10 protein-coding genes are annotated in these 13,069 nt (G+C 72.5%); 1 reads left to right on the top strand and 9 read right to left on the bottom strand.

Annotation, left to right across the window (positions count from 1 at the left end):
* Positions 1 to 418: 418 nt before the first annotated feature.
* Positions 419 to 1,519: a citrate synthase 2 gene (locus ACIF9R_RS08845; RefSeq protein WP_399976271.1), complete on the bottom strand. Its 1,101-nt coding sequence runs from the start codon at positions 1,517 to 1,519 to the stop codon at positions 419 to 421.
* Positions 1,520 to 1,788: 269 nt separating this feature from the next.
* On the opposite strand from ACIF9R_RS08845, the gene pdxH reads away from it, so the two are divergent.
* Positions 1,789 to 2,475: a pyridoxamine 5'-phosphate oxidase gene (pdxH, locus tag ACIF9R_RS08840; RefSeq protein ID WP_399976269.1), complete on the top strand. Its 687-nt coding sequence runs from the start codon at positions 1,789 to 1,791 to the stop codon at positions 2,473 to 2,475.
* Between the two features lie 211 nt (positions 2,476 to 2,686).
* Here the strand turns inward: pdxH and ACIF9R_RS08835 are convergent, their stop codons facing one another.
* The 8 genes from ACIF9R_RS08835 to ACIF9R_RS08800 all read right to left on the bottom strand — a co-directional run bounded on the left by ACIF9R_RS08835 (position 2,687) and on the right by ACIF9R_RS08800 (position 12,980).
* Entirely contained in the window at positions 2,687 to 3,301 is a 615-nt protein-coding gene (locus ACIF9R_RS08835; protein WP_399976266.1) for a TetR/AcrR family transcriptional regulator, read from the bottom strand.
* Positions 3,289 to 4,023, bottom strand: a complete 735-nt coding sequence (locus ACIF9R_RS08830) for an enoyl-CoA hydratase family protein (protein WP_399976263.1) — start codon at positions 4,021 to 4,023, stop codon at positions 3,289 to 3,291. Before ACIF9R_RS08830 ends, ACIF9R_RS08835 begins: the two co-directional genes overlap by 13 nt.
* A complete protein-coding gene (locus tag ACIF9R_RS08825) occupies positions 4,020 to 5,600 on the bottom strand; it encodes a 4-coumarate--CoA ligase family protein (RefSeq protein WP_399976260.1) in 1,581 nt (526 codons plus the stop codon). Before ACIF9R_RS08825 ends, ACIF9R_RS08830 begins: the two co-directional genes overlap by 4 nt.
* A 68-nt stretch (positions 5,601 to 5,668) precedes the next feature.
* A complete protein-coding gene (locus ACIF9R_RS08820; protein ID WP_399976258.1) occupies positions 5,669 to 6,832 on the bottom strand; it encodes an acyl-CoA dehydrogenase family protein in 1,164 nt (387 codons plus the stop codon).
* Between the two features lie 178 nt (positions 6,833 to 7,010).
* Positions 7,011 to 8,855 carry an acetyl/propionyl/methylcrotonyl-CoA carboxylase subunit alpha gene (locus ACIF9R_RS08815; protein WP_399976255.1) on the bottom strand — a complete coding sequence of 615 codons (1,845 nt, stop codon included), beginning with the start codon at positions 8,853 to 8,855 and terminating at the stop codon, positions 7,011 to 7,013.
* 14 nt (positions 8,856 to 8,869) lie between these two features.
* The gene (locus tag ACIF9R_RS08810) at positions 8,870 to 10,468 is read right to left on the bottom strand and encodes an acyl-CoA carboxylase subunit beta (protein WP_399976252.1); all 1,599 of its coding nucleotides are present in this window, start codon (positions 10,466 to 10,468) and stop codon (positions 8,870 to 8,872) included.
* The gene (locus tag ACIF9R_RS08805; RefSeq protein WP_399976249.1) at positions 10,465 to 12,186 is read right to left on the bottom strand and encodes an acyclic terpene utilization AtuA family protein; all 1,722 of its coding nucleotides are present in this window, start codon (positions 12,184 to 12,186) and stop codon (positions 10,465 to 10,467) included. The genes ACIF9R_RS08810 and ACIF9R_RS08805 overlap by 4 nt, the downstream gene beginning before the upstream one ends.
* Positions 12,183 to 12,980 (bottom strand): TIGR03084 family metal-binding protein, encoded by a 798-nt coding sequence (locus ACIF9R_RS08800; RefSeq protein ID WP_399976246.1) that lies wholly within the window; start codon positions 12,978 to 12,980, stop codon positions 12,183 to 12,185. The genes ACIF9R_RS08805 and ACIF9R_RS08800 overlap by 4 nt, the downstream gene beginning before the upstream one ends.
* Positions 12,981 to 13,069 lie beyond the last annotated feature (89 nt).

The raw sequence follows: 13,069 nt of genomic DNA, 5'->3' as shown, positions 1-13,069 counted from the left end.
CACCGGGTTCCCGCAAGATTGAGAAAATCGTTGTACACCGCCTCTGTTCTCCAGCCGGTACCGCCCACTGCGCTCGCGCACCTCCCCCGGGGTCGTCGCGGCGGAAAGAGGGGGCCGGGAAAAAAAGTGGTTGATTCGCCGGCGATCGGTTCTTAGTGTGGCGGTACTTCGGAAAGGAGGTGGTTCGGCAGATGTATGCAGACCGGACGGAAGAGGTGGCTGTGGGCTAGCGGCCCGCCGCCGTACTCGGTTCGGCGCCGGACCCGCGTGTGCGTGATGCACGCAGCCGGCCGAATCCAACGCAGTCACCCGACCCGCGAGTCGCCGGTAACGTCCGGCCGGCTCCTCCCCAGGGAGGAACCTGACTCGCGGGTCGTTTGCGTGGTCGCGGACTTGCCGTGGCCGCCGGCTTCCCGGCTCAGCGGGCGATGTCCGCGTAGCCCTCGACCTCGCGCGGATCGCGGGTGCCCGGCCCGACATAGCGGGCCGAGGGGCGGACCAGGCGGCCGGTGCGCTTCTGCTCCAGGATGTGGGCCGACCAGCCCGCCGTGCGGGCGCAGGTGAACATCGACGTGAACATGTGTGCCGGGACCTCGGCGAAGTCCAGCACGATCGCCGCCCAGAACTCGACGTTGGTGGCGAGCACCCGGTCGGGCCGGCGGGCGTGCAGCTCGGCCAGGGCGGCCTTCTCCAGGGCCTCGGCGACCTGGAAGCGCGGGGCGCCCAGCTCACGGGCGGTGCGGCGCAGGACGCGGGCGCGGGGGTCCTCCGCCCGGTAGACGCGGTGCCCGAAGCCCATCAGACGCTCGCCCCGGTCGAGGGCCTGCTTGACGTACGCCTCGGCGTCCCCGGTGCGCTCGATCTCCTCGATCATGTGCAGCACGCGCGAGGGCGCGCCGCCGTGCAGCGGGCCGGACATGGCGCCCACGGCTCCGGAGAGAGCCGCCGCGACGTCCGCGCCGGTCGAGGCGATGACCCGCGCGGTGAACGTGGAGGCGTTCATCCCGTGTTCGGCGGCCGACGTCCAGTACGCGTCGACGGCGGCGACGTGCTTGGGGTCGGGTTCGCCGCGCCAGCGGATCATGAAGCGTTCGACGACGGAGTCGGCCTTGTCTATCTCGCGCTGCGGCACCATGGGCAGGCCCTGGCCGCGCGCGGACTGGGCGACGTAGGACAGCGCCATGACGGCGGCGCGCGCGAGGTCGTCGCGGGCCTGCTCGGCATCGATGTCGAGAAGCGGTTTGAGCCCCCATACGGGGGCCAGCATGGCGAGCGCGGACTGCACGTCGACGCGGATGTCACCGGAGTGCACGGGGATCGGGAACGGCTCCGCGGGCGGCAGCCCGGGGTTGAACGCCCCGTCGACGAGCAGCCCCCAGACATTGCCGAAGGAGACGTGCCCGACCAGATCCTCGATGTCGACGCCCCGGTATCGGAGGGCGCCGCCCTCCTTGTCCGGTTCGGCGATCTCCGTCTCGAACGCGACGACTCCTTCGAGCCCGGGTACGAAGTCGGACATCTGGCGGCTCCTTGTGAGATGGGTGACAGATGGTGTTGTGGGTGGGACGACCATGTGTCGGTCCGGACGGCGCGACCGGATGCGTCCGGTGGATCCGCGGTCACCCTGCGTGGACTCACGGTCCGGGACGTCATCCCTGTGATGCCCGGCTGGTGGTCACCCAACCGGATCAGTGCCAGCACGATATCCCTGAGTGCCATCTTTGGGGAGGGTCCGCGGCACTCAGTGCCATCACGTGACGTACGCCACCACCCGCGGCTGCCGCGCTCATGGGGCAGGATGACGGCGTGACCGACCGAGACGCTCCGCCCTTCGATCTCGCCGCGATGCGCAAGCACTACCGGAGAGAAGGGCTCTCCGAGACCGACCTGGCCGCCACGCCTGTCGAGCAGTTCGCGCGCTGGTTCAAACAGGCCGCGACGGACGGCGGCCTGTTCGAGCCGAACGCCGTGATCGTCTCGACGGCCGACGCGGAGGGACGGCCCAGCTCACGCACGGTCCTGCTGAAGCACTTCGACGACGACGGGTTCGTCTTCTACACGAACTACGACTCCCGCAAGGGCCGTGACCTGGCGGAGAACCCGCACATCTCACTGCTGTTCCCCTGGCTCCCGATGGAACGGCAGGTCATCGTCACCGGTACCGCGCGCCGCACCGGCCGGGACGAGACGGCCGCCTACTTCCGCACCCGCCCGCACGGCTCCCAGCTGGGCGCATGGGCCAGCGCCCAGTCCTCGGTGATCGTCGGCCGCGCGGAGCTCGACGCGTCGTACGCCGGGCTCGCGGCCCGCTACCCGGAGGGCGAGCAGGTACCGGTCCCGCCCCACTGGGGCGGATTCCGGGTGACCCCGCGCACGGTGGAGTTCTGGCAGGGCCGTGAGAACCGCCTGCACGACCGCCTGCGGTACGTCGCGGAGACGGACGGGGGCTGGCGGGTGGAGCGGCTGAGCCCATGACCGGGCGGGAGTCCCGCCGGCGGCACGAGGAGGCCGGGCAGCCGACGGTGACGGCTCCCTCGTCGTACCGGGCCCGCACAGCGGCGGCTCCCTCGTCGCACCGGGCCCGTACGGCGGCGGCTCCCCCGTCACACCGGACCCGTACGGCGCGGGTGAAGCGCTCCCAGGGCGCGTCGAGTCCGGCGATTACCCGTGGGACGTCACCGGCGGGTCAGCCCAGCGCCTCGTCCAGCAGCGCCGCCCACTGCGCCACCACCCGTTCCCGGCGGGCGGTGTCGTCGGTGAGGAGGTTGGCGAGGCCCAGGCCGCGGGCCATGTCGAGGAGGCCCTGGACGGTCTCGCGGACGCCGGGGCGGGACTCGTCGGCGCCCAGCAGCTCGACGGCGATGCGGTGGCACTCCCGGCCGACGCGCAGCTCCAGTTCGGTCACGCGCGGGCGCAGCTGTTCCTCGTTGGAGGCGGCGACCCAGAGGTGGACGGCCGCGCGGAAGACGGGTCCGGTGTAGAGGTCGACCAGCGCCGCGATCACCGCGCGCCGGTCGCTGGTGGCGGCGCCCTCGGGGAAGAGGGCGCGCAGGGCGGTGGAGCGTTCCTCGGCGACGTATTCCACGGCGGCCGTGAACAGGTCCTCGCGGGTCGGGAAGTGGTGCTGGGCGGCTCCCCGGGAGACGCCCGCGCGTTCGGCGACGACGGAGACCGTGGAGCCCGACCAGCCGTGCTCGGCGAGGCAGGCCACGGCGGCCTCCAGGAGGCGCTGCCGGGTGGCCCGGCTGCGGTCCTGCTTGGGGACTCGTTCCGCACGGTCGGCCGTGCTCACACCACCCATTCCGGATCCCGTCGTTCGAGGAAGGCCGTCATTCCCTCGCGCGCGTGGGCGGAGGCGAAGAGGCGTGCCGAGAGCGCGGTCAGGTCGGCCGCGTCCCGGTCGAAGGTCTCCAGCACCCTAGCCGTGAGCAGCCGTTTCGTCTCGGCCAGGGCCTCGGGGGCGGATCTGCGCAGTCCGTCGAGGATCGGGGCGAGGGTGTCGTCCACGTCCTCGCCGGCCGCCGTGAGCAGGCCGATCCGGGCCGCTTCGGCGGTGTCGAGGCGTTCCCCGGTGAGGTAGTAGCGGGCCAGCGCGCGCGGGTCGGTGCGGGGCAGCAGCGGCAGTGAGATGACGGCCGGGGCGACCCCGATGCGGACCTCGGTGAACGCGAACGTCGCCGCGTGGGAGGCGACGGAGATGTCGCAGGCGGCGAGCAGCCCCAGCCCGCCCGCGCGGACGTGCCCGGTGACCCGGGCGACGACCGGTCTGGGCAGCTCGACGATCTGCCGCAGCAGGCCCACGAACGCCTCGGGTGCGGGCGGGTCGCGCAGGTCGGCGCCCGCGCTGAAGGTGGTGCCGCTGTGGGTGAGGACCACCGCGCGGACGCCGGGGTCCTTTCCGGCGTCGGTCAGCGCGTCGGCGAGTTCGCCGACGAGGGCGGCGGACAGGGCGTTGCGGCGCTCAGGGGCGTCGAGGGACAGCGTTTCGACGCCCCGCGCGTGGGTGCGGCCGATCAGGGTCACGAGGGCTCCTTGTGCGCCTCGCGGAGTTCGCGGCGCAGGATCTTTCCGGAGGCGGCGCGGGGGACGCCGTCGATGAAGGTGACGTGCCGGACCCGCTTGTACGGGGCGACGTGCTCGGCGACGTACATCATGACCTCGCCCTCGGCGAGCTCCGGCGCGGACGGCTGGCGGACGACGAAGGCGTGCGGGACCTCGTTGCCGTCCTCGTTGTAGACGCCGATGACGGCGGCGTCGGCGATGCCCGGGTGGGTGAGGAGGAGCGCCTCGAGTTCGGCGGGGGCGACCTGGAAGCCCTTGTACTTGATGAGCTCCTTCACACGGTCGACGACGAAGAGCCAGCCCTCCTCGTCGACGTGGCCGACGTCCCCGGTGTGCAGCCATCCGTCCTCGTCGATCATCTCGGCGGTGGCGTCGGGCCGGCCGAGGTAGCCCTTCATGACCTGCGGCCCCCGTATGAGGATCTCGCCGGACTCGCCGGGGCCGAGGTCCTTGCCCCGGTCGTCGAGGGAGACGATGCGCATCTCGGTTCCGGCGATCAGCTTGCCGACAGTGCCGGGCGGCGCCTCGTCCATGGCGTCCAGGGGGACGACATGGGTGCCCGGCGACAGTTCCGTCATGCCGTACGCCTGCCCGACGGGCGGCAGTCCCAGCCGCCGCGAGCAGGCGGCGGCGAGGCTCGCGTCCAGGGGCGCGGCGGCGCTGATGACGTGCCGCAGGGAGCTCAGGTCGTACTGGGCGACCAGGGGATGCTTGGCGAGGGCCAGCACGATCGGCGGGGCCACGTACAGGCCGGTGATGCGGTGGTTCTGGATGGCCGCGAGGAACGTCTCCAGGTCGAAGCGCGGCAGGACGACTACGGTGGCGCCCTGCCGCAGCGGGGCGTTCATCAGGGCGGTGAGCCCGTAGATGTGGAAGAACGGAAGCACGGCGAGGATGCGGTCGCCGGGGCCCGCCGTGATGGACGGCTGGAGCTGCGCGAGGTTGGTGGCGATCTGCCGGTGGGTGAGCATCACGCCCTTGGGGACGCCGGTGGTGCCGGAGGAGTACGGCAGCGCGGCGACGTCCTCGGCCGGGTCGATCGCGACGACCGGCTCGGGAGCCGTGCAGGCCAGCATGTCGATCAGGGAGCGATGCCCCGGCGCGCTGTCGCAGACGAAGATCTCCTCCACCCCGCCCGCGAGTTCGGCCGCCCTGCGCGCGATCTCCAGCAGCGGGGAGACGGTGACGATCCAGCGGGCCGCGGAGTCCTTCAGCTGCTTGCCGAACTCCTCGGCGGTCGCCAGGGGGTGCACGGTGGTGACGGAGGCGCCCGCACGGGTGGCCGCGTAGAAGACGGTGGGGAAGGCGATGGTGTTGGGGCTGTGCAGGGCGAGCACGTCGCCCTTGCGCAGGCCCGCCTCGGCGAGCCCGGCGGCGACCCGCCGGTGGAAGCGGTCGAGCTGTTCGTAGCTGAGGGTGGTGCCGTCGGTGCCGTCGATCAGTGCCGGGATGTCCCCGAACTCGGCGGCCCGGGCGAGCACCGCGTCGTGGATGGGGAGGTCGACCGGAGAGACGTCTGCGTACTCGCTTCGGAACATGGTTCCTCCAAGACGGCCGGAAGCCGGGCGGGCCCGGGGGTGCCGGTGCCGGACACCCCCTGATGCGTCTAGTACGACTTGGGCAGGCCCAGGGTCTGGTGGGAGACGTAGTTGAGAATCATCTCCCGGCTCACCGGGGCAATACGAGACACGCGCGCCGCCGTTATCAGCGAGGCGAGCCCGTACTCGCGGGTGAGACCGTTTCCGCCGAGGGTGTGCACGGCCTGGTCGACGGCCTTCACACAGGCCTCACCGGCCGCGTACTTGGCCATGTTGGCGGCCTCGCCGGCGCCGATGTCGTCACCGGCGTCGCACAGGTGGGCGGCCTTCTGCATCATCAGGCGGGCCATCTCCAGTTCGATGTGCGCCTGGGCGAGGGGGTGGGCGATGGCCTGGTGGGCGCCGATGGGGACCTTCCAGACGGTGCGTTCGCGGGCGTACTCGACGGCCTTGCCGAGGGCGTAGCGGCCCATGCCGATGGCGAAGGCGGCGCCCATGATGCGCTCGGGGTTGAGCCCGGCGAACAGCTGCAGCAGGCCCGCGTCCTCGTCACCGACGAGTGCCCCGGCGGGCAGCCGCACATCGTCGAGGACCAGCTCGAACTGCCTCTCGGATGCGTTGAGTTCCATCTCGATGACGTTCCGCTGAAAGCCCTCGGTGTCGCGCGGGACGATGAACAGGCAGGGCTTGAGGCTCCCGGTGCGGGCGTCCTCGGTCCGGCCGACGATCAGCGTCGCGTCGGCGGTGTCCACCCCGGAGACGAACACCTTGCGGCCGGTGAGCAGCCAGTCGCCGGTGCCGGCGTCGCGTCGGGCGGTGGTGGTGATGCGGTGCGAGTTGGAACCGGCGTCGGGTTCGGTGATGCCGAAGGCCATGGTGCGGGTGCCGTCGGCCAGGGCGGGCAGCCACTCCCGCTTCTGCTCCTCGGTGCCGAAGCGGGCGATGACGGTGCCGCAGATCGCCGGGGAGACGACCATCATGAGCAGCGGGCAGCCCGCCGCGCCCAGTTCCTCCAGCACGATGGAGAGTTCGGCGATGCCGCCGCCCCCACCGCCGTATGCCTCCGGCAGGTTGACGCCGAGGTAGCCGAGCTTGGCGGCCTCCGACCAGAGTTCCTCGGGGTGTTGGCCGGAGGTGACGGCGTTGGTGAGGTAGTCGCGGCCGTAGCGTTTACCGAGGGCGGCGACGGCCGCGCGGAGGGCCTTGTGTTCTTCGGATTCGATGACGGGCACGAGCGCTCCTAAGGGGGAGGGGCTTCAGGTCGTCGGGAGGGTGCGGGTTCGTTGTGGTTACTCGCGCAGTTCCCCGCGCCCCTGGGGAGGGGCTTCAGGTCGTCGGGAGGGTGCGGGTTGTATCGGGCTGGTCGTGCCCACGCGGCAGCAGCCGCATATCGGGCGCAGCCCCGCGCCCCTAGGGTGTTGCCTCCACCACCGCCAGAAGGGTGCCGGGCTCCACTTGCTGGCCCGGTGTGGCGTGGAGGGCGCTGAGGGTTCCCGTCGCCGGGGCGGTGATCTTGTGTTGCATCTTCATGGCCTCCAGCCACAGCAGAGGCTGGCCGGCCTCGACCGGCGTTCCCTCGGTCAGGCCCTCCGCGATGCGGACGACCGTGCCCGGCATGGGGGCCAGGAGGGAGCCGGGGGCGTGCTGGGTGGTGGGGTCGGGGAAGCGGGGCAGGGCGGTGAGGGCGGTGGCGCCGACGTACACGCGGTCGCCGTAGCGGCTGACCTCGAACCTGCGCCGTACGCCGTCCACGTCGAGGATCACCAGACCCGCGTCGGCGTGCACGACCTGGGCCCCGTCGGCTTCGAGGCCGCCGCGCGTGTGCCGGTAGCGGACCTCGTGTTCCTCGCCCCCCATGACGTACCGCTTGATCTGCGGCTGCGAGGCCACGTTGCGCCAGCCGCCGAAGCGGGAGCGGCCGTGGGCGTCGGCGAGGGCGGCGGCGAGCGGGGCGTGCGGGTCGGCGGCGGGAGTGGTCAGTGCGGGCAGGTGGCGGTCGTAGAAACCCGTGTCCATACGGGCCTCGGCGAACTCCTCGTGCCGCAGGGTGCGGACGAGGAGGTCCCGGTTGGTGACCGGGCCGTGGACGACCGCGCGGTCGAGGGCGGCGGCCAGCTTGCGGACCGCCTCCGCGCGGGTGGGCGCGTGGGCGACGACCTTGGCGAGCATGGGGTCGTAGTGGACGCCGATGTCGTCGCCGTCGGTGTAGCCGGTGTCCAGGCGTACGGCGTCGGGGACGGCGAGGCGGTGCAGCCGGCCGGTCTGCGGGGCCCACCCCTGGGCCGGATCCTCGGCGTAGAGGCGGGCCTCCACGGCGTGACCGCGCGCGGCCGGGGGTTCGGTGTCCAGGGCGTGCCCCTCGGCGACGCGGATCTGCTCGGCGACGAGATCGACACCGAACACGGCCTCCGTCACCGGGTGTTCCACCTGGAGGCGGGTGTTCATCTCCAGGAAGTGCGCCCGGCCGTCGGCGACGAGGAACTCCACCGTGCCGGCGCCGGTGTAGGAGACGGCGCGCGCGGCGCGTACGGCGAGGGTGTGGAGCTCCTCGGTGAGCCGCGCGGACAGTCCCGGCGCCGGGGCCTCCTCGATCACCTTCTGGTGGCGGCGCTGGAGGGAGCAGTCGCGCGTGCCGAGCGCCCACACCGTGCCGTGCGTGTCGGCGAGCACCTGCACCTCGACGTGCCGTCCGTCCTCCACATACGGCTCCGTGAACACCTCACCGTCCCCGAAGGCGCTCGCGGCCTCCGCGCGGGCGGCGGCCAGTTCACCGTCCAGGTCCGCGAGCCGCCGTACGACGCGCATGCCGCGTCCGCCGCCGCCCGCCGCCGCCTTCACCAGCACCGGCAGATCGGCCTCGGTGACCTCGCGCAGGGGCGCGATGCCCATCAGCTCCTTGGCGCGGGTCTTGGACGCCATCGCCTCGATCGCCTCCGGGGGCGGCCCGATCCACACCAGTCCGGCGTCCAGGACGGCCCGCGCGAAGCCCGCGTTCTCGGAGAGGAAGCCGTAGCCGGGGTGCACGGCGTCCGCGCCGGCCGCGAGGGCCGCCTTCACGATCAGGTCGCCGCGCAGGTAGGTGTCGGCGGGCGCCGCCCCCGGCAGACGGACCGCCGTGTCCGCCACGCGCGCGTGGAGCGCGTTCCCGTCGGCGTCCGAGTGCACGGCGACGGTGCGGATGCCCAGCTCGCGGCAGGTGCGGACGATACGGCAGGCGATCTCGCCCCGGTTCGCCACCAGTACGGAAGTAATCATGGGCATCGTGGACCTCACATCCGGAAGACGCCGAAGCCACCGCGCGCGCCCTCGTAGGGCGCGGTGTGGATGGCCGACAGGCACAGGCCGAGAACGGTGCGGGTGTCGCGCGGGTCGATGACGCCGTCGTCGTACAGCCGCCCGGACAGGAACAGGGGCAGCGACTCGGACTCGATCTGCTGCTCCACCATGGCGCGCAGCGCCGCGTCCGCCTCGTCGTCGTACGGCCGTCCCTTCGCCGCCGCCGACTGCCGGGCGACGATGGACAGGACGCCGGCGAGCTGCTGCGGGCCCATGACGGCGGACTTGGCGCTGGGCCAGGCGAAGAGGAAGCGCGGGTCGTAGGCGCGGCCGCACATGCCGTAGTGCCCGGCGCCGTAGGAGGCGCCCATGAGGACGGACAGGTGCGGGACGCGGGAGTTGCTGACGGCGTTGATCATCATGGCGCCGTGCTTGATGATGCCGCCCTGCTCGTACTCCTTGCCGACCATGTAGCCGGTGGTGTTGTGCAGGAAGAGGAGCGGGATGTCGCGCTGGTTGGCGAGCTGGATGAACTGGGCGGCCTTCTGGGACTCCTCGCTGAAGAGAACCCCCTGGGCGTTGGCGAGGATGCCGACCGGGTAGCCGTGCAGGGCGGCCCAGCCGGTGGTGAGGCTGGTGCCGTAGAGGGGTTTGAACTCGTCGAAGTCGGAGGAGTCGACGATCCGCGCGATGACCTCGCGCGGGTCGAAGGGGATCTTCAGATCGCCCGGGACGATGCCGAGGAGTTCGTCCTCGTCGTACGTGGGGGGTGCGCCGGGTCCCGGGTCGGCGTGCGCCTTGCGGTGGTTGAGGCGGGCCACGACCCGGCGGGCCTGGCGGAGCGCGTCCTGCTCGTCGACGGCGAAGTAGTCGGCGAGGCCCGACACGCGCGCGTGCATCTCGGCGCCGCCCAGGGACTCGTCGTCGCTCTCCTCCCCGGTCGCCATCTTCACCAGCGGCGGCCCGCCGAGGAACACCTTCGCCCGCTCCTTGACCATGATCACGTGGTCGGACATGCCGGGGACGTACGCGCCCCCGGCGGTGGAGTTGCCGAAGACGACGGCGACGGTCGGGATACCGGCCGCCGACAGCCGGGTGAGGTCCCGGAAGATGGCGCCGCCCGGGATGAAGATCTCCTTCTGGGAGGGCAGGTCGGCGCCGCCGGACTCGACGAGGCTGATGCAGGGCAGCCGGTTGGCGAGCGCGATGTCGTTGGCGCGCAGGGCCTTCTTCAGCGACCACGGGTTGCTGGCACCGCCGCGCACGGTCGGGTCGTTGGCGGTGATCAGGCACTCCACGCCCTCGACGACCCCGATGCCGGTGACGAGGGAGGCGCCGACGGTGTAGTCGCTCCCCCAGGCCGCCAGCGGGGAGAGTTCCAGGAACGGCGTGTCGGGGTCGAGGAGCAGCTCGATGCGCTCACGGGCGAGCAGCTTGCCGCGCGTGCGGTGCCGTTCGACGTACTTCTCCCCGCCGCCCGCGACGGCCCTGGCGTGCTCGGCGTCGAGTGCGGCGAGCTTGGCGAGCATGGCGTCGCGGTGCTCCCGGTACTCCGGATCGGTGGTGTCGAGGGCGGATGCGAGGACCGTCACAGCAGGACCTCCGGGATGTCGAGATGCCGGGACCGCAGCCATTCACCGAGCGCCTTGGCCTGCGGATCGAATCGGGCCTGCGCGGCGACGCCTTCGCCGAGGATGCCCTCGACGAGGAAGTTCAGGGCGCGCAGGTGGGGCAGGACGTGCCGGGTGACGGGCAGCTCGCGGGCCTCGGGGATCAGTGCGCGGAACCGCTCGGCGGTCAGCTCGTGCGCGAGCCACCGCCAGGCGTCGTCGTCGCGCACCCACACGCCGACATTGGCGTTGCCGCCCTTGTCGCCGCTGCGGGCGCCGGCGAGAAGGCCGAGGGGCGCTCGTCTCACGGGCCCCGCGGGCAGCGGCTCGGGGAGCGCGGGCTCCGGTACGTCGACGGGTACGGCGGTGTCGTGCGGCGCGTCCACGGGGACACGGCGGCCGTCGTGGAGGACGGCCACATGGCCGACGTCGCCCTGGCGGACGTACGCGTCCTCGAAGACTCCGTAGGGGGAGCCCTTTCCCGGTGGTGCCAGGACGTGGAACCCGGGGTAGCTGGCCAGCGCCAGCTCGATGGCGGCGGCGCTCAGCGCACGCCCGACCTTCTCCTGCTCCGGGTCGCGTACGACGAGCCGCAGCAGGGCGCTCGCCGTCTCCTCGGTCGGGGCGTCGGGCCGGTCGGTGCGTACCAGGTCCCAGCGCACCTCGGCGGGCGGCGACTTGGAGAGCGCGTCACCCATCTGCGCCTTCACGAGGTCGGCCTTGGCCTCGATGTCGAGTCCGGTGAGGACGAACACGACCTCGTTGCGGAAGCCCCCGAGGCGGTTGACGCCGACCTTGAGCTCCGGGGGCGGGGCCTCGCCCCGGACACCGTCGATCCGCACCCGGTCCGGGCCCTCCTGCGTGAGCCGCGCGGTGTCCAGGCGGGCAGTGGTGTCCGGCCCCGCGTAACGGGCGCCGGCCGTCTCGTACAGCAGCTGTGCCGTCACCGTGCCCACGTCGACCAGACCGCCGGTGCCGGGGTGCTTGGTGATGACGCTGCTGCCGTCCTCGTGCAACTCGGCGATGGGGAAGCCGGGCCGTACGGCACCGCCCTCGCCGAAGAAGGCGTAGTTCCCGCCGGTGGCCTGCGCCCCGCACTCCAGCACATGCCCGGCGACGACGGCGCCCGCGAGCCGGTCGTGGTCCGTCGGTGCCCAGCCGAAGTGGGCGGCGGCGGGACCGGTGACGAGGGCCGCGTCGGTGACCCGCCCGGTGACCACGACGTCGGCGCCCGCGCGGAGGCATTCCGCGATCCCGAAGCCTCCGAGGTAGGCGTGGGCGGCGAGGCTGCCGGGGTACCGCGCGGTGAGGTCGTCGCCCTCGACGTGGGCGACCCGTACGGGGATGCCGAGTCGGCCGGCGAGGGCCCGTACGGCGTCGGCGAGACCGGCCGGGTTGAGCCCGCCCGCGTTGGTGACGATGCGGACCCCCCGCTCGTGGGCAAGCCCGAGGGTCTCCTCCAGTTGCCGCAGGAAGGTGCGGGCGTATCCGGCGGAGGGGTCCTTCAGCCGGTCGCGGGCGAGGATGAGCATGGTCAGCTCGGCGAGGTAGTCGCCGGTGAGGACATCCACCTCGCCGCCGGTGAGCATCTCGCGCAGGGCGTCGAAGCGGTCGCCGTAGAAGCCGGAGAAGTTCCCGATGCGCAGGGTCGCCGCCGCCGCTGTCGCTGCTGCCGCCGCTGTGTCCGTCTTCGTCGTCACGGCGCGGCGTCCCCCTTCGGCTCCCGTCCGTCGCCGGGCGGCCCGGCGAAGGCCTGGGCGATGTCCAGCCAGCGGTCGGCGTCGGGGCCGTCGGCGGTGAGGGCGAGGTCCGCGCGGTGGGCGCGCTGGGTGACGAGGAGGCAGAAGTCGAGCGCGGGCCCGGTGACCCGCTGGGGTGCGTCCTCGGGACCGTAGGCCCATGTCTCGCCCCCCGGGCCGGTGAGCTCGACGCGGAACGGTTCGGCGGGCGGGGTGAGGCCGTGCGCCCCGTACGCGAAGTCGCGGGTCCGCACCCCGAGCCACGCCACGTGCCGGAGCCGGTCGCTGGGCGGCCGCGTCCCACCGAGGGTGTCGGCGATGTCCTGCCCGTGCGCCCAGGTCTCCATGAGACGGGCGGTGGCCATGGAGGCGGCCGACATGGGCGGCCCGTACCAGGGGAACCGCGCCCCGGCCGGAGCCTCCCGCAGCGCCTTCTCCAGCGCCGCGCGCCCCTCCCGCCATCGCGCCAGCAGCTCGCCGGGCGCGGCCCGGGCGTACTCCGCGGCGCCGTCGTCCACGAAGGTGTGCGGGGCGTTCAGGGCCCCCTCGACCAACGCCCGGAACCCGTCCGCGTCGGTGACGGCGAGCAGCGAGGAGTGGTCGGTCCAGGCGAGGTGGGCGATCTGATGGGCCACGGTCCAGCCGGCGGCGGGCGTCTGCAGCGCCCACTGCTCGGTACCCAACCCGGCTACCAGCCGGTCCAGTTCGTCACTCTCGGCACACAGGTCGTCGATGACACGCGTCGGGTCTGCCATGGGGGGGAGCATGGCAGCGGCCCATAAAACAATCAAGCATGCTTGCTGGATTTTTTTGCCCGTCCTGTGCGACACCATTGCGTGGTGCC

The organism is Streptomyces sp. NPDC086080 (assembly GCF_044540255.1).
Lineage (GTDB): Bacteria > Actinomycetota > Actinomycetes > Streptomycetales > Streptomycetaceae > Streptomyces.
Note: the sequence above shows the minus strand (reverse complement) of the source record. Positions and strands in the feature narration are given on the sequence as shown.